Below are 14,601 nucleotides of genomic sequence, written 5' to 3'. Positions count from 1 at the left end.
GGACCTGGTGGCGGCCCTGAAGGACCTGGTGACGGTCCTGAAGACCGACGTCGTCGTTTCGGGGCCGCCTCAGCCGTCGTACGGCCTGGCGGCGCGGCCCTCGCGCAGGGTGAGCCCCCACCAGGCGAGCTGATCCAGCAGGACGTCGGCGGCCTTGGTCGTGCCGTCCCGGTCGTGCGGCCGGCCCTCGTCGTCGAACTGCTCCCAGGCCATGTGGAAGGAGACGGTGTCCCGCAGGGTGACGGCGTGCAGCTCGGCGAAGACCTGGCGCAACTGCTCGACGGCGCGCTGGCCGCCGGCCATACCGCCGTACGACACGAACCCGACCGGCTTGGCCCGCCACTCCCGGTAGACGTAGTCGATGGCCAGCTTCAGGGACGCGGGATAGCCGTGGTTGTACTCGGGCGTGACGACGACGAACCCGTCGAGCCCACCGATGCGCTCCGCGAGTGTCGGGGCGTCCCCGGGCGCGTCGGACCGCTCCAGCGTGAGCCTGAGCTCGTCGGCGAGGACGGGCTCGGACAGGTCGATGACATGCGTCTCCATGTCACCGCGCCGCCCGATCTCGGCCACGAACCACTGGGCCACCTTGTCGGCGAACCTGCCGGGCCGAACGCTGCCGATGAGAACGCCGATCTTGAGGGGGGTGGCCTGAGACATGGGTGTACCTCTGTTTCGGGTAGGTGGTGTGGATACCGGCGATTGCCCGTAAGTGCTTGCGGTTGATGGCGATTGCCCGTGATTGCTTGCGATGGGCTGCGATTGCCTGCGATTGCCTGCGATCTCAAACGTAAAATCTCAAGTTAACTTGAGGTCAAGGCCGCCCGACTCGGCAGATCCCGGGCGCCCCCGGGTTGACGCATGCCGATATGGGAATACGATGCTGCCATGGCACGAGCAGCGACGACGTCGGACGCGTTCAACGCGATCGCCGAGCCGCAGCGCCGGGACATCCTGGTGCTGCTGCGAGCGGGTGAGCGGCCGGTGACCGACGTGGCCCGGGAGCTGGGGATGAGCCAGCCGGGGGCGTCCAAGCACCTGCGGGTGCTCCGGGAGGTGGGGCTGGTGCGGGTCCGCGAGGCCGGCAAGCAGCGTCTCTACGGCCTGGACGCCCGCGGGCTGCGGCCCATCCACGAATGGGTCGGCGGATTCGAGCAGTTCTGGAACGAGAGCTTCGACCGGCTGGACACCTACGTGCAGGACCTCAAGCGGACACGACAGGAGGGCTGACCTATGACAGGGGCAGCGAGGCGGGAATCGGGGGCTGGGGCGGGGGCTGGGGCGGGGGCTGGGGCTGGGGCGGGCCCTGCGATGGAAGCGGCGGCGACGACGGCCGACCGGGAGGTCGTGATCTCCCGCGTCATCGACGCCCCACGGGAGCTGGTGTTCGAGGCGTTCACCGAGGTCCGGCACCTCACGCGGTGGTGGGGGCCGGAGGGGTTCACCACGACCACGCGGTCCTTCGAGTTCCGCGAGGGCGGGGAGTGGGTGTTCGTACTGCACGGGCCGGACGGGACCGACTACCCCGAGTGGATCCGCTGGCTGCGGATCGTCCCGCCGGAGCGGATCGCGCTGCTGCACGGTGAGTACCGCGACGACCCGAACGCCTTCGAGTCGTTCCTGGCCTTCGCGCCGGACGGCGAGGCGACCCGGATCGCGATGCGCACGGTGTTCGCCACCAAGGAACTGCGCGACGAGGCGGTCGAGAAGTACCACGCGGTCGAGGGCGGCGAGCAGACCCTGGCCGGCCTGGCGGCCTACGTCACCGAACTCGCGCGAGAGGGGGCGGAGGACTGATGCCCGGGAAGGTGTTCTTCAGCGTCTCGATGTCACTGGACGGCTTCATCGCACCCGAGTCCGTGCCCGCGGAGGACGAGCTCTTCGCGCCCGAGAGGCGGGACGACCCGGACGTTCAGCGCTGGATGGCGCAGTGGGCGGAGCTGCAGCAGTGGCTGTTCCCGCTGCGGTTCATCCGGGAGAACCTGAAGCTGGGCGAGGGCGGCGAGGAGGGCCTCGACAACGACGTGGCGCGGGAGACGTTCGAGCGGACCGGCGCGAGCGTCATGGGCAAGCGGATGTTCGACCTCGGCGAGCGGTCATGGCCGGAGGAGGCGCCCTTCCACACCCCGGTCTTCGTCGTGACGCACACCAAACGTGACCCGTGGGAGCGGCCCGGCGGCACCACGTTCCACTTCGTGACCGACGGCATCGAGCACGCCCTCGACCAGGCCCGCGAGGCCGCGGGCGACCGCGACGTCCGCATCGCCGGCGGCGGCGCGACGATCCTGGAGTACCTGAACGCCGGCCTGGTGGACGAGTTCTCCATCGCCCTGTCCCCGGTACTTTTCGGCGCCGGCACCCGCCTGTTCGACGCCGTGGACGCGTCCGGGGTGGCGCTGGAGCAGGTCCGCTCGGAGCCGTCGTCGCGGGTGACGCACCTGACGTACGCCGTGCGGCGGCGGTAGCAGCGCCGCCACGCTGCTGTTCCGCCATTGAAGATGAACGCATGACCACGCAGCCCCACCCCGTCGACCACGAACTCATCGAGGCCGCGGCGCACGTCGCTCGCACGCGCTGCCGGGGCGACAACCACACCATGGCGGCCGCGGCCCGTGCCCGGGACGGCCGGATCGTCACGGCGGTGAACGCCTACCACTTCACCGGAGGCCCCTGCGCCGAGCTGGTCCTCATCGGTACGGCAGCCGCCCAGGGCGCCTACGAACTGGACACGATCGTCGCCGTGGGCGACCGCGACCGGGGAGTCGTCCCCCCGTGCGGCCGCTGCCGTCAGGTCCTTCTCGACTACTTCCCCACCCTCAAGGTCATCGTCGGCGAAGACGACCGCGTCCGAACCGTCCTCATCACCGACTTGCTCCCCGAGCGCTACGTCTGGGCCGACCACCAGCTCGACACCGAGTAACGACGCGATCGCGCGATCACTGATCCAGCAGGGCGATGAAGCGCCGAGCGAAGAGGTAGGCGTCACCGGGCCACCGGGCGGACAGATACCGCCCGTCCTGGACGACGAAGGCGGGGGCGTCGTCGGTCGCGGTACCCCGCCGCCGCAGCTCGACCGGCCCGCGCTCGAATTGCGCGGGGTGGTCGAGCGCGGCGGTCACCTCGTCCTGCACGTACGCCGGATACGTCCGGTAGTAGCGGCCGCGCCGCCATCCGGTGAGGTAGTAGGCGCCGCGCTCCATGTACTTCGGCAGACAGGTGGTGCGCCGGCCGGCGATGACGCTGCGACCGGTCTCCGGATCGAGGGCGCGGGCGAGCACGAGCACGCCATGACAGATGGCACCCACGGGCCGCCCCGTCGCCCAGAATCGGCCGACCTTTGCCTGGAGAACGCGCGAGCCGAGATACTGCCGCATACCCGGAGCATGCCCGCCGGGCAGCAGCAGCCCGTCGTAAGCCTCCGGCTCGACGTCCTCCCAGGCGAGCGGATCACGAAACCCGGCCTCACCGGTGAGCTCGCGATAGAACCCCTTGGGCTCCGGCTCCGCCCCGAGCCGCCCGAAGAGCACACCGCTGAGCAGCAGCGGGTCAGCCTGCGGGGGCAGCCCGCCGTACTCGGTGGCGAACACGACCTCGTGCCCGGCATCGCGCAACATCCGCCAGGGGACGGCGACCTCCGTGACATCGAAGTCCCGGTCGGGCAACGGGAGGAGGACACGCATGCCTGATGCCTATCACGGCGTCGCCGTCGACCGGGCACACATCGGCCAACGCACGAGCCCAGCGAGCCTGCCTACGACTCCCCCACCCAGGCCCACCCCTCCGCCACCCGGGTACCCCTTCTGACCTGCGGAAACGAGAACCTTCCCACTCTCGATCCCTTATCCGCTAGGCTAGTCGCCGGATCTCACCGAGGTCCTCGCCTTCCTGCCTTCGTAGCTCAGGGGATAGAGCACCGCTCTCCTAAAGCGGGTGTCGCAGGTTCGAATCCTGCCGGGGGCACCAGCCAAAACGGCCCGGACCGATCATTGTCCGGGCCGATTTGACGGCAACATCTGACGGCAGTCGCCTCTCAGGCGGCTGGCAGACGGCGTTTGAGCAGCCGGTCCATGTGACTGATCGCTTCACGTTGGGTGTCGTGCGCGACGTGCCTGTACACGTCCCTCGTGATGCTGATCTGGCTGCGGCCCAAGATCTCCATGATGACGCGCGGCGCGACGCCGGCCGCCGTCAGCAGCGTGGCACAGCCGTGCCGGGCATCGTGCAGCCGGACCACTCGCAGCCCTGCATCGGCGGCGAGCCGAGTGAACGACCGGTAGACGTTGCGCGGCTCGATCGGCCGGCCGTTCCGCGTGGCGAAGACGTACCCGTTCTCCGACCACGCGACGCCCGTGCGCGCGAACACGTCCCGCTGCCGCAGCCGATGCCAGCGCAACGGCGCGAGACAGGCATGGCGTCCCGTGGCACGCCGCTCAACTCCGCGGTCAGTTGGTGGCCGCACTGGCGGAACCGGACCGGTCTCTCTCCAGTGCTTTGGCGAATGCGCTCGAACGGGTCATCGGAATGCATCCCGAGTGCGACCTGAGCAACCCCGGGACACCGTCGGCCACGGTTGCCGTGCTGCGGCATCGACATGGGTCCTTGGCCATCTGGTTCTCGCCGACTCGCCCATCGTCTTCGACGGCCCTCATGGCTACTCGATGATCACGGATCTCCGCGTCGACGACGTCCTACCCGAGATGCGGACTGAGGTAGAGCGCCATGAGACGCATACGCCCGGGTCACAGAGAAGCCCTGCAAGGGTTGGTGCTCGCACAGCGGCAGGTGCGCAACACGCAAGACGGGTAGGAGTTCGATCCGAGTCCCCTCCGGCTGCTGTCGTCGACTGATGCTGCGGTCGGACAGAGCCGCTGGCGTGTGCCCCTGTCCGGCGTCGTTGATGTCAGTCGTGGATGTCAGAAGCATTCTGATCCGTAGCTCTATGTGGATCGGTCGGCGGCGGTCATACGGGGCGCGCTACGGCCTTACGAGGACGCCACGAGACACGGTCGGCTGCTGTGGTTGCTGTACTTCTCTGCTGTACAGCATGGACGGCGACCAGAGCCTAAAAAAGTATAATAAACAGCCAATTCGAGGATTCACAGGCGACTCTCGACACATGAGGGACTGAAACCCTCGATAGGCGACGGTGAATTTATTCGAGTCGAAATACAGTGATAAGGACGTCTTTCTCTGCGAAAAGGACGCGGTGCCGCTCGTCAAGCTGTACGAGCGGGGCACCGAGGCGGAGCCGAAGGAGACACCGAAGGCGAAGCCACTTAGGGGCGGTCGTCCGGCGCACGCCGTGATCGCGATCGAAGACGTACAAGGGCAGTAGGCCGCAACACAGAAAGCCCCCGAACCCTGTTGGGTCGGGGGTTTTCTTGTACGTCGTTCGCCCCTCCTACTTCCTCGGCGGCTTCTTCGGCTTCTTCCGCTCGGCGTCGACCTGGGTCTGTTCGGTTTCGGTTATAGCCGAGGCCACTTCGATGGCCGCTGGGGCGGCGAGGGCTCCACAGAGTGCGAAGCCGCACGCGGCGATGGCCGCGCGCTTACGGATTGCGGCTTCCATAAAGATCACCTGCCGGAGCTGTTCGATTGCAGGTCTTCGTTCCACCATGGGCCCCGACTGCAAGGGCAGTCAACTTTGGTCCCAGATTCAACTCTGAACAGCCTGATAGGCTTGGTGGCTTTGCGTCACCAAGGCCCGTCTTGCCCGACGTTCTCGCCGTGAACGTCCCTGTCAATCGGCATGATCACCCCTCGGAACGTCGGCCCGATCCGTATCAAGATCGGTTCTTTCGAGTCGAAGACGCACATGTCTAGAGCACCAGTTTGGAAGATCGCGTACGCGGGTGGGGCCAGACCTGGCTAAAGGCTGTTGCACAACGGCGATCTCGCTCAGATCCAGCCATCGACAGCAAGGTCAACTACCCGAATATGCATGCCTTCCTGCCTCTTGGAACGCCGCATGAAGGAGACCCGGAAGATCGACCAGCCGTTGTGCAACAGCCTTTAAGTTCTGTCCCGTAAGTGGGCAGAGTGAGCAAGGGCCCCACGGCGCCGGCGCCGTCTTACATGGCTGATCTCTGAAGGGCTTCTCGCCACTCGTCCATCACATCGCGGGACTCGTCCAGGGCGGGATCGCGGCTTCCGCCGGGTGCGTAGGCCGGGGACCGGTCTGCTCGGAGCGGTACATGGGCGCAGTACCAGGCCCGTTTGGCGCCTGCTTGCTCTGCGTCTGTGCCTGTCCGTAGGTAGTCGAGCAGTGCGGTCATAACTCGGCGGCGCCCGAAGGCGTAGACCGCGGGTTCGACGAACCAGAGGCAGAAACTGGGGTCCGGGTCGTAGACAGCTGCGGCCAGCAACGGGGCGAAGAACTCCTCGGGCAGGTGGGCGCGTTCGAGTAGTGGCTTGCGCACCGCCTGGGCCAGGTGCCGTGCGCGGCGTGCTTCCGGCACGTCGGCTGCGTACTCAAGATCCATCAGCCGCGCCACCTCGGTGGCGCATGACAGGAATGAGCGTGCGTCTGCCTCGTCGTGCTCTTCGTCGGCCATAGCGGCATTCTGGACCGGCTCAGGCCGAGAAGGTGGGGGGGCGATGGTTGCTTCTCACCGAGTGAAACGATCACGTGGTGGCTGGTGTGATCACGGCGTCGGTTCCGTCCTGGATAGAGCCGTTCACCGGACTGAGCTCGCGCTGCTTCGGCAAGTTGGTTGCCTCGGTGCGACGCGAGCAAGCCTCGGATCAGCAGCGCGGCCGGCCCTGGAGCTGCCGCTGGAGGACCGTGTCCTGCTGGTGACGGCGTACTGGCGCACGAACTTGACGACGCGACAGCTTGCTCTGTTGTTCGGGATCTCCAAGTCGGCCGCTGACCGGATCATCGACCACATCGGTCCGTTGCTGGCACTCCGACAGCGGAAGCAGTTCCGCAAAGACACCGTGCTCATCGTCGACGGCACCCTGGTGCCCACCCGCGACCACTCGGTGGCCGAGCAGTCGAAGAACTACCGCTATTCCACTGCCCACCAGGTCGTCATCGACGCTGACACCCGGCTGATCGTCGTGGTCGGTCGGCCCTTGCCGGGAAACCGGCACGACGCCCGCGGCTGGGAGGAATCCGGGGCCAAGGCTGCAGTCGGCACCACAACGACTATCGCCGACGGCGGCTACCAGGGCACCGGCCTGGTCGTCCCGAACCGCCGCCGTAAGGGCGAGGAACTCGCGGCCTGGAAAGAGAAGCACAATCGCTCCCACAAACAGGTCCGCGCCCGCGTCGAGCACACCTTCGCCCGGATGAAGGGCTGGAAGATCCTCCGCGACTGCCGCCTCAAGGGCGACGGCGTGCACCACGCCATGCTCGGCATCGCCCGACTGCGTGCGGCGTGTGGCCCAGGGACGACCGACGGCAGTCGTTGGCGGCAACGCCAGCAGACGTTGCCGTACCAGCATGGCCCGCCGCGCACCATTCGGAGAGGCAGGGGAAGCTTCAGCCCTGACCAGCGGATCGCCTGGATGATCTCCTAAACCGGGTGTCGCAGGTTCGAATCCTGCCGGGGCACCAGCCAAAAGGCCCCGGACCGGTCATGGTCCGGGGCCTTTGACATCTACTTCTGACATCAACGGCGGTGGTGGCTGCCAGCCGACGCCGAACGCGTGGCTCAAGTCCTGCTCCGTGCAGCCACGTTGGGCCGCCGAATCCCACGTACGGTGCGAGCGCGTGAGGGAGAAACCCGCTGTGGCTGGGGACGGTCGGCTCCGCGACTTTAGCGGCGGCAGCGTAAAGGCCCCGGGGCGACCGAGGCCGTAAGTTTCATGACAATCGTGCCGTGATCGGCCGTTTACCGACCGCTCACGCCTCCAGGGCTCTGGCAAGAGGTCGGACGTTCAGCGGCAGGTCCTGTGCACTGACCGCTCTGTCCGGCGCCGTTTCCGCCATTGGTGGGAGGCTTGGGGTCGGCGAAGGCCTGGGCCGAGGCGCCGAAGATGCCGGCTGCCACGAGTGCCGCAGCCGCTACGACTCGCCCTACACGTTTCATCATGACAAAACGCCCCCTTCTTGCGCGTTTTGTGGATATACGTCACACTACGCTCCCACCTTGGGATCGCAACACGCGCAGCGGAGAAGCGGTGGCTCAGGCAGTGCACGTTGTGGAGGGGCACCCCGTCAGGCAGGGAGGACTAGTGGCAGGTCGGCGGTGACGGTGGCGCCCTGCGGGGTGGTGCGGATGGTGAGGGTGCCGCCGATCTCCTCGACCCGTTCGTACATGGATTGGATGCCCACTCCGGGTGTCCACGTCTCGGTGCAGTGGCCGCGGTCGGCGACGGTGACGCGCAGGAGCGCGGGGTCCGCGAACTCCAGGGTGAGGGCGGCGGTGGTGCCGTCGGAGTGGCGGGCGATGTTGGTCACGGCCTCCACGGCCACCCGGTACGCGGCCACCTCCACCGCCGCGGGAAGCAGCGGCAGCCGTCGGGGAGCGTCGATCGTGAAGGTCAGGGGCCGGCCGTCCGAGGCGCACAGCGGGGCGATGCGCTGGCGTACGGCGTCCACGAGGCCGAGTTCGTCGAGAGCACGGGGCCTCAGGCCGTAGACGATCCGGCGGATCTCGGTGATCGCGTCGCCGATGTCGGCGCGCAGCCCGCGCAGCGTCTCCACGGCGCGTTCCGGGTCGGCGGCGATGAGGTTGACGGCCGCGTCGGCGGTGTAGGCGATGCCGGTCAGGGCCGGTCCGAGACCGTCGTGCAGGTCCCGGCGCATCCGGCGGCGCTCGTCCTCCAGCGCGCTCACCACCCGGCCCCGGGAGACGCGCAGTTGCTCACTGAGCCGCGCGGCGTGCAGGGCCTGGGCGAGCGGCGCCGCCACCAGCTCCAGCACCCCCGTCGCGGCCCGGGGCAGCCGCAGGTGCCCGGGCGGAAGGCACACCACAAGGTCACCCACGTGCTCCGCACCTGCGCGCAGGGCGATACGCGTGGTGTGGCCGTCGTCCATGACGCCCGCTGTGGCGACCGCGGTCCCGTCCTGGCGCAGGGCGATGCCGGGCACGCCGAGAGTGGAGCGCAGCGTGTGCAGCCACAGTGGCGGCGGGGCGCCGGCGGTGAGGTCCGTACCGAGCCGGGTCAGGGTCTCGACCGGGTCGGCCGACCTGCCGAACAGCATCTCGTCCATGCTCGCCTCGACCCGCTGTCGTACCGGCTGGTACCCGGCGGCGATCCCGGCTGCCAGCAGCGCCGGCACCCCCTTGCCGGGCCGGGATCCCACCACCATCTCCCACACCGCCGCGACCCCCTCGTACACCGCCGCGCTCAGCGCGAGCATGACGATCAGGACGGAGGCACCGCGGATCACGACCCGTACGTCGGCCCGCCGCGGCGCGACGAGCGCGACGGTGATCGCGAGGGGCAGCGGCAGCGACAGCACGCTCGTCGCAACGACGGTGGCCACCGGCCCCATGGGCAGGGAGTTCTCGGCGGCGAACTGCACCATGCCGCCCAGCGTCGTCGTGGCGGCGCCCAGCACCAGCCACAGCACGCGGCGCCGGTCGTCCCCGGCGGTGACCTCGAAGAGCACCCACGTGCCCGCGAGCATCACGGTCCCGACGGCGATCCCCGCGGCCACCTGAGCGGCTGCCGTACCGACCACCGCCGCCGACGCGCAGCCGGCGCCGCTGCCGACGACGGCCGCGTCCACGTAGACCAGCAGCCGGGACGGTGGTCGCTTCGGTACGACGCGCAAAGCCGCCAGCGGCAGGGCCACCGTGGACGCGAGAACGGCCAGGACCACGGCGAGGCCGCCGGCGCCCGCGGCGAGCGCGAGCGGTGCGGCCAGCAGGGCGGCCGCGGACGCGCAGAAAAACGGAGGCACCGCCGAACCGGGGCTGCGGGCGGTGACCACTCCGCAGCACAGCGCCAGGAATGTGCCGACGATCACCGCCCAGATCGCCCACTGCTCGGAGGGGGAGGGCGGAGCGAGCGCGAGGGAGGCGAGGGCCGCGGTGGCCAGAGGCGCGAGGAGCGCGAGAAGGAGCCACGTGCTCAGGCGTCGTACCGTCACGGTGCGGCCTCCGGCGCGCCACCGCCCAGGCCGTGTTCCCGGGCCAGGATGACCGCCTCGGTCCGCCCGCTCACGCCCAGCTTGAGGAAGATCGCGGACAGGCGGTTCGCCACGGTCTTCTCGGCCAGCGCCAGGTCGGCCGCGACCCGGGCGTTCGTGTATCCCCGGGCCACGCGGTCAAGCACCTCCCGTTCGCGGACGGTCAGTCCGGGGAAGGGGACGGCCGGCGCGGCTGCCGGGGAGAGACGACCGAGGAGGCGTGCCGCGACACCGGGCGCGATCACGTACTGCCCGGCCGCGACCGAGCGCAGGGTGGTCAGGATCTCCTCCTGCTGGGCGCCCTTGAGGAGGTAGCCGCGGGCGCCGGCGCGCATCGCGGACACCACCGTCTCGTCGTCCTCGAACATCGTGACCACGAGCACCGCCACGTCCGGCAGCAGGGCGGCCAGTCGCGAGGTCGCCTCCACGCCGTCCATCGCGGGCATCTGAATGTCCATCACGACGACGTCCGGCCGGCTCAACTGGGCTTCCCGGAGCACCTCTTCACCGGTCGCCGCCTCCGCCACCACCTCCACGCCGTCCAGCGAAGCCAGCAACGCGCTCATACCGCGTCGGACGACGGGATGGTCGTCGGCGATGAGCACCCGAATCGGACCGGCGGCGGGGGAGGTCATGTCCCGATGATGGCCGACGGGCCTCCCGGCAGGGAGAGTTCGTCCTTCCCTCCACGCGGGAAATCCTCCCGGACGGCCGGGAGGATCTGACGATGCGCGTCGAGGGGTCCGGACGGGATCCTCGGTTCACCGGGTCGCCGCACCGGCGGCCCCAACATCCATACGGGGGACTCGACATGGGCGCGACACAAGCGGTGCGGCCCACGCTCAGCCGCAAGAACAAGGTGGGCCTCGGGCTCGCCGCAGCACTCGGGCTGCTCGACATGACCAACGTGGCCGGCATTCCGGCGTCGGACAGTGACACGCCCGGACCGCCGACCGGCGTGCTCGTCGCCGACGCCGTCCTCGGACTGATCACGGTCGTCGCCGTCGTCTACACCTGGCGCACCGCCAACCGCGCCGGCTCGCGCGTCGTCGCCGGGTCCCGGATCCTGTCGGCGATCACCGCGCTCCCGGCGCTGTTCGTCACCGGCGTCCCGGCCTGGGTCGTGGCCGCCGTCTCGGTCCTCATCGTGGTCACCGTCGTCGTGATCGCCCTGGTCCTGTCCCGCCCGGCCCCGGGATCGGCCACCACGTGACGTGACGTTTCCCGAGGGGCGCCGTCGACGCGTCCGGCACCGCGAGGGGAGTGCCGGACGCGTCCGGCGGCGGGCCGGCATACGCCGGGGCAGAAAACCGCCCCGGCCCAGCATGCGCCGGGGCGGAAACCGCCCGAGAACCACGCTCTCAGTAAACGAGAACCACTTTCTCAGTGGACGAGAACCGCTCTCTCAGTGGACGAGAACCACTCTCTCAGCGAAGGAGAAGCATGAATCACCAACGGGGGATCACCAGGGTCGCGGTCCTGCTCGCCGTGGTCCTCAGCATCGTCGGACCGGCCGTCACCGGGTGCGGGCCGTTCGCCAGGGTCGCCGTCAAGGCGGTCGCCCGAGGGGCCCCGGCTGCCGCGCCCTTCTTCGTGGAGGCCCTCGGAATCGCCGCCGACCGCGCGATCGGTGACGGACTCAATCGCGGGGGCGGCGTGCAGAAGGGCGACCAGCCCGGCCTCTACGGCGGGACGCGGAACGGCAAGAGCTGCGACAAGACGAAACTCGTCGGATTCCTCAAGAACCCCGCCAACCGGAACAAGGCCCTGGAGTGGGCCAAGACGCAGGGCATCGACGTCGACGAGATCGGCGGCTTCGTCCGGAAACTGACGCCCGTTCTGCTGCGCAACGACACGCTGGTGAAGAACCACGACTACAAGAAGGGCAAGGCGGTCGCCTTCGACGCGCTGCTGGAGGCCGGCATCGCGGTCCTGGTCGATCTGTACGGCAAGCCCGTGGTGCAGTGCAGCTGCGGCAATCCGCTGGGGGCGTTCGAGCACGATGTCGACAAGGCAGACGTCGAGTTCAAGGGGACGAACAAGAAGTGGACGTCGTACGACCAGGACAAGGTCGTCAAGGTCGAGCCCACTGACGTCGGGAACGAGGTCGAGGCGTACCGGCTGGTGGACGTCCAGGAGCCGGACGCCGGGCTGGAACGGCCGGCGGGCTCGGACGGCGCGCAGGACACCTCCCTGCCCGAGGATCCGGGTGGGGCCGGTGCCAAGGACGACGGCGATGACACCGGCGGATACGTCGAGGTGCCCGACGTGACCTCGTCCTCCGTCGAGGAGGCTTCAAGGATCCTGGAGGATCAGGGCCTGGCCGTCGAAACCACTCCGGAGCCCTCCGAGGCGGTGGAACCCGGCACCGTCCTCGGCCAGAGCCCCGCCGCAGGCGAAGAGGTCCCGGCCTCCAGCACGGTGACTCTCATGGTGGCCACCGCTCCGGTCACGACCGACCCACAGGCGACCGACCCGCAAGTGACCGACCCGCAAGTGACCCCCGCGCCCGGCGAGCTCGCCACTCCGACGCCGACGGACGTCACCGCACCAGGAGACACGCCCCCCGTACCGGACCCCCCGCCCTCGGACGGCCTGGTCGGCAGCACCTCCTGAGGCCTCCCCAGGGAGGCATTCCACTCGGCCTCGGACTCCTCGTCCGGGGCCGTTTGCGTGATAGCGGGCCGCGTGGCGGGAGAATTCGCCTTCGAAACATTCGGTGAGACGAACTTAGAAATTTGATCTCACATTCGCGAGTGGCGGCGAACGTGCCATCCCTCTTCATCGATCACGGCCATGAGCAGGATGAATGCCCCTTGAGAGCGCGCTGCTAGCTGATCGAATGTTTCGGAATCAACGTCGAAACTATTGACAGTTGGCAGGGCCATATCAAAACTGTTCGCCGTTGGCAGAGCTCCTTACGAGGACGAGGACGAGGAGGAAGCACGCTCATGAACGACGGACCCGCACACCCGACGCGCCGCAGCGTCTGCACCCTGCTGCTGGCCACCGGAGCCACGTTGGCCCTGCCCGGCACCGCCGAGGCGGCCACGGTCATCACCACGAACCAGACCGGAACCAACAACGGGTACTACTACTCGTTCTGGACGGACAGCCAGGGCACGGTGTCCATGACCCTGAACTCCGGCGGCAACTACAGCACCTCGTGGCGTAACACCGGGAACTTCGTCGCAGGCAAGGGCTGGAGCAACGGCTCACGCCGGACCGTGAGTTACTCCGGCAGCTTCAACCCGTCCGGCAACGGCTACCTGACTCTCTACGGGTGGACGTCCAACCCGCTCGTCGAGTACTACATCGTCGACAACTGGGGCACCTACCGGCCCACGGGAACGTACAAGGGAACTGTCACCAGCGACGGCGGCACGTACGACATCTACCAGACCACGCGCTACAACGCCCCGTCCGTCGAAGGAACTCGCACGTTCAACCAGTACTGGAGTGTCCGGCAGTCGAAGCGGACCGGTGGCACCATCACCACCGGCAACCACTTCGACGCCTGGGCACGCGCCGGAATGCGCCTGGGGAGCTTCAGCTACTACATGATCCTCGCCACCGAGGGATATCAGAGCAGCGGGAGCTCCAACATCACGGTGAGCTAGGTCAGTTCGGAGAGGGGGCGGCTGCGGAGCAGCCGTCGCGGGGCGACCGCGCCGTCCCCCAGTCCCAGGCGCCGACTTCCGAATCCCCCAGGCTTGGAGGACCGCTCCTCATGAAAGCCACACCACGTCTCTCGCTCATCGTCGTCGCCGCGCTCGCGGCCGCCGGCACCCTCACCGTCGACACCGCCGCCCCGGCGCGGGCCGCCGCCTGCAACGGGTACGTCGGGCTCACCTTCGACGACGGACCGTCCAGCAACACCCCTGCCCTGCTCAACGCGCTCACGCAGAACGGGCTGCGGGCCACGATGTTCAACCAGGGCCAGTACGCCGCCGCCTACCCGGCCCAGGTCAAGGCGCAGGTCAATGCCGGCATGTGGGTCGGCAACCACAGTTACACCCACCCGCATCTGACCCAGCAGAGCCAGGCGACGATCGACTCGGAGATCTCCCGGACCCAGCAGGCCATCGCGGCCGCGGGCGGCGGTACGCCGAGGCTGTTCCGGCCGCCGTACGGCGAGACCAACTCGACGGTGAAGGCCGTCGCGGCCAGGTACGGCCTGACCGAGATCATCTGGAACGTCGACTCACAGGACTGGAACGGCGCGAGCACCGACGCGATCGTGGCGGCGGCCGGCCGGCTCACCAGCGGCCAGGTCATCCTCATGCACGACTGGGCCGCCAACTCCCGCGCAGCCCTCCCCCGCATCGCGCAGGGGCTGGCGAGCCGCAACTTGTGCGCCGGCATGATCTCCCCGCAAACCGGCCGCGCCGTGGCTCCGTCGGCGGCATCGGAGGCGGGAGCGGCACGGTGAACGTACCGTTCCCCGCGACGGTCATCACGACCTGGGACACGAACGGATCCCGGGATCGGGCCCGCACATGTGCGTGAACTGG

Annotated in this window: 15 protein-coding genes, 2 tRNA genes and 2 pseudogenes; 12 read left to right on the top strand and 7 right to left on the bottom strand. The window is 68.7% G+C overall.

Annotation, left to right across the window (positions count from 1 at the left end):
• Positions 1 to 69 precede the first annotated feature (69 nt).
• On the bottom strand, positions 70 to 660 hold the full coding sequence (locus tag ACIRD7_RS25475) for an NADPH-dependent FMN reductase (protein WP_403457146.1): 591 nt from the start codon (positions 658 to 660) through the stop codon (positions 70 to 72).
• 228 nt (positions 661 to 888) lie between these two features.
• Here ACIRD7_RS25475 and ACIRD7_RS25470 point away from each other — a divergent pair, with 228 nt between their 5' ends.
• From ACIRD7_RS25470 to ACIRD7_RS25455, 4 genes are all read left to right on the top strand, one after another.
• The gene (locus ACIRD7_RS25470; RefSeq protein ID WP_403457144.1) at positions 889 to 1,230 is read left to right on the top strand and encodes an ArsR/SmtB family transcription factor; all 342 of its coding nucleotides are present in this window, start codon (positions 889 to 891) and stop codon (positions 1,228 to 1,230) included.
• A gap of 81 nt (positions 1,231 to 1,311) precedes the next feature.
• Complete coding sequence (locus tag ACIRD7_RS25465; protein ID WP_403457142.1) at positions 1,312 to 1,797, top strand: SRPBCC family protein; 486 nt, start codon at positions 1,312 to 1,314, stop codon at positions 1,795 to 1,797.
• Positions 1,797 to 2,465 (top strand): dihydrofolate reductase family protein, encoded by a 669-nt coding sequence (locus ACIRD7_RS25460; protein ID WP_403457139.1) that lies wholly within the window; start codon positions 1,797 to 1,799, stop codon positions 2,463 to 2,465. Before ACIRD7_RS25465 ends, ACIRD7_RS25460 begins: the two co-directional genes overlap by 1 nt.
• A gap of 41 nt (positions 2,466 to 2,506) precedes the next feature.
• A complete protein-coding gene (locus ACIRD7_RS25455; RefSeq protein ID WP_403457136.1) occupies positions 2,507 to 2,920 on the top strand; it encodes a cytidine deaminase in 414 nt (137 codons plus the stop codon).
• Between the two features lie 16 nt (positions 2,921 to 2,936).
• On the opposite strand, the gene ACIRD7_RS25450 is transcribed toward ACIRD7_RS25455, so the two are convergent.
• Positions 2,937 to 3,680 carry a type 1 glutamine amidotransferase domain-containing protein gene (locus ACIRD7_RS25450; RefSeq protein ID WP_403457133.1) on the bottom strand — a complete coding sequence of 248 codons (744 nt, stop codon included), beginning with the start codon at positions 3,678 to 3,680 and terminating at the stop codon, positions 2,937 to 2,939.
• Between the two features lie 207 nt (positions 3,681 to 3,887).
• On the opposite strand from ACIRD7_RS25450, the gene ACIRD7_RS25445 reads away from it, so the two are divergent.
• Positions 3,888 to 3,963 (top strand) — tRNA-Arg (locus ACIRD7_RS25445).
• A gap of 67 nt (positions 3,964 to 4,030) precedes the next feature.
• On the opposite strand, the pseudogene ACIRD7_RS25440 reads toward ACIRD7_RS25445, so the two are convergent.
• Positions 4,031 to 4,405, bottom strand: a pseudogene (locus ACIRD7_RS25440) (tyrosine-type recombinase/integrase); the annotation flags it as partial.
• A gap of 801 nt (positions 4,406 to 5,206) precedes the next feature.
• Here ACIRD7_RS25440 and ACIRD7_RS25435 point away from each other — a divergent pair.
• Entirely contained in the window at positions 5,207 to 5,335 is a 129-nt protein-coding gene (locus ACIRD7_RS25435) for a hypothetical protein (RefSeq protein ID WP_403457131.1), read from the top strand.
• Positions 5,336 to 5,401: 66 nt separating this feature from the next.
• Here the strand turns inward: ACIRD7_RS25435 and ACIRD7_RS25430 are convergent, their stop codons facing one another.
• Both ACIRD7_RS25430 and ACIRD7_RS25425 read right to left on the bottom strand, forming a co-directional pair.
• Positions 5,402 to 5,617: a hypothetical protein gene (locus ACIRD7_RS25430; RefSeq protein WP_403457128.1), complete on the bottom strand. Its 216-nt coding sequence runs from the start codon at positions 5,615 to 5,617 to the stop codon at positions 5,402 to 5,404.
• A gap of 454 nt (positions 5,618 to 6,071) precedes the next feature.
• Positions 6,072 to 6,554 (bottom strand): hypothetical protein, encoded by a 483-nt coding sequence (locus ACIRD7_RS25425; RefSeq protein ID WP_403457125.1) that lies wholly within the window; start codon positions 6,552 to 6,554, stop codon positions 6,072 to 6,074.
• Positions 6,555 to 6,631: 77 nt separating this feature from the next.
• Here ACIRD7_RS25425 and ACIRD7_RS25420 point away from each other — a divergent pair.
• Both ACIRD7_RS25420 and ACIRD7_RS25415 read left to right on the top strand, forming a co-directional pair.
• A pseudogene (locus ACIRD7_RS25420) lies at positions 6,632 to 7,374 on the top strand (transposase); the annotation flags it as partial.
• A 115-nt stretch (positions 7,375 to 7,489) separates the two neighbouring features.
• Positions 7,490 to 7,561 (top strand) — tRNA-OTHER (locus ACIRD7_RS25415).
• Between the two features lie 603 nt (positions 7,562 to 8,164).
• Here ACIRD7_RS25415 and ACIRD7_RS25410 read toward each other — a convergent pair.
• The gene (locus ACIRD7_RS25410; protein ID WP_403457122.1) at positions 8,165 to 10,048 is read right to left on the bottom strand and encodes a sensor histidine kinase; all 1,884 of its coding nucleotides are present in this window, start codon (positions 10,046 to 10,048) and stop codon (positions 8,165 to 8,167) included.
• Positions 10,045 to 10,722 carry a response regulator gene (locus tag ACIRD7_RS25405; RefSeq protein ID WP_403457120.1) on the bottom strand — a complete coding sequence of 226 codons (678 nt, stop codon included), beginning with the start codon at positions 10,720 to 10,722 and terminating at the stop codon, positions 10,045 to 10,047. The genes ACIRD7_RS25410 and ACIRD7_RS25405 overlap by 4 nt, the downstream gene beginning before the upstream one ends.
• A 176-nt stretch (positions 10,723 to 10,898) precedes the next feature.
• On the opposite strand from ACIRD7_RS25405, the gene ACIRD7_RS25400 reads away from it, so the two are divergent.
• The 4 genes from ACIRD7_RS25400 (at position 10,899) to ACIRD7_RS25385 (ending at position 14,519) form a co-directional block, all read left to right on the top strand.
• Positions 10,899 to 11,300 carry a hypothetical protein gene (locus ACIRD7_RS25400; RefSeq protein WP_403457117.1) on the top strand — a complete coding sequence of 134 codons (402 nt, stop codon included), beginning with the start codon at positions 10,899 to 10,901 and terminating at the stop codon, positions 11,298 to 11,300.
• A 230-nt stretch (positions 11,301 to 11,530) separates the two neighbouring features.
• Positions 11,531 to 12,703, top strand: a complete 1,173-nt coding sequence (locus ACIRD7_RS25395) for a DUF6777 domain-containing protein (RefSeq protein WP_403457114.1) — start codon at positions 11,531 to 11,533, stop codon at positions 12,701 to 12,703.
• Between the two features lie 335 nt (positions 12,704 to 13,038).
• Entirely contained in the window at positions 13,039 to 13,707 is a 669-nt protein-coding gene (locus ACIRD7_RS25390) for a glycoside hydrolase family 11 protein (protein WP_403457111.1), read from the top strand.
• Positions 13,708 to 13,817: 110 nt separating this feature from the next.
• Positions 13,818 to 14,519: a polysaccharide deacetylase family protein gene (locus ACIRD7_RS25385; protein ID WP_403457108.1), complete on the top strand. Its 702-nt coding sequence runs from the start codon at positions 13,818 to 13,820 to the stop codon at positions 14,517 to 14,519.
• Positions 14,520 to 14,601 lie beyond the last annotated feature (82 nt).

Origin of the sequence: Streptomyces sp. NPDC093568 (genome assembly GCF_044764945.1) — a bacterium.
Lineage (GTDB): Bacteria > Actinomycetota > Actinomycetes > Streptomycetales > Streptomycetaceae > Streptomyces.
Note: the sequence above shows the minus strand (reverse complement) of the source record. Positions and strands in the feature narration are given on the sequence as shown.

What these genes read in the sequence shown, in the direction of transcription:
- ACIRD7_RS25475 (WP_403457146.1), bottom strand. Translation starts at nt 660, where the DNA reads ATGTCTCAGGCCACCCCCCTCAAGATCGGCGTTCTCATCGGCAGCGTT.
- ACIRD7_RS25470 (WP_403457144.1), top strand. Translation starts at nt 889, where the DNA reads ATGGCACGAGCAGCGACGACGTCGGACGCGTTCAACGCGATCGCCGAG.
- ACIRD7_RS25465 (WP_403457142.1), top strand. Translation starts at nt 1,312, where the DNA reads ATGGAAGCGGCGGCGACGACGGCCGACCGGGAGGTCGTGATCTCCCGC.
- ACIRD7_RS25460 (WP_403457139.1), top strand. Translation starts at nt 1,797, where the DNA reads ATGCCCGGGAAGGTGTTCTTCAGCGTCTCGATGTCACTGGACGGCTTC.
- ACIRD7_RS25455 (WP_403457136.1), top strand. Translation starts at nt 2,507, where the DNA reads ATGACCACGCAGCCCCACCCCGTCGACCACGAACTCATCGAGGCCGCG.
- ACIRD7_RS25450 (WP_403457133.1), bottom strand. Translation starts at nt 3,680, where the DNA reads ATGCGTGTCCTCCTCCCGTTGCCCGACCGGGACTTCGATGTCACGGAG.
- ACIRD7_RS25430 (WP_403457128.1), bottom strand. Translation starts at nt 5,617, where the DNA reads ATGGTGGAACGAAGACCTGCAATCGAACAGCTCCGGCAGGTGATCTTT.
- ACIRD7_RS25425 (WP_403457125.1), bottom strand. Translation starts at nt 6,554, where the DNA reads ATGGCCGACGAAGAGCACGACGAGGCAGACGCACGCTCATTCCTGTCA.
- ACIRD7_RS25405 (WP_403457120.1), bottom strand. Translation starts at nt 10,722, where the DNA reads ATGACCTCCCCCGCCGCCGGTCCGATTCGGGTGCTCATCGCCGACGAC.
- ACIRD7_RS25400 (WP_403457117.1), top strand. Translation starts at nt 10,899, where the DNA reads ATGGGCGCGACACAAGCGGTGCGGCCCACGCTCAGCCGCAAGAACAAG.
- ACIRD7_RS25395 (WP_403457114.1), top strand. Translation starts at nt 11,531, where the DNA reads ATGAATCACCAACGGGGGATCACCAGGGTCGCGGTCCTGCTCGCCGTG.
- ACIRD7_RS25390 (WP_403457111.1), top strand. Translation starts at nt 13,039, where the DNA reads ATGAACGACGGACCCGCACACCCGACGCGCCGCAGCGTCTGCACCCTG.
- ACIRD7_RS25385 (WP_403457108.1), top strand. Translation starts at nt 13,818, where the DNA reads ATGAAAGCCACACCACGTCTCTCGCTCATCGTCGTCGCCGCGCTCGCG.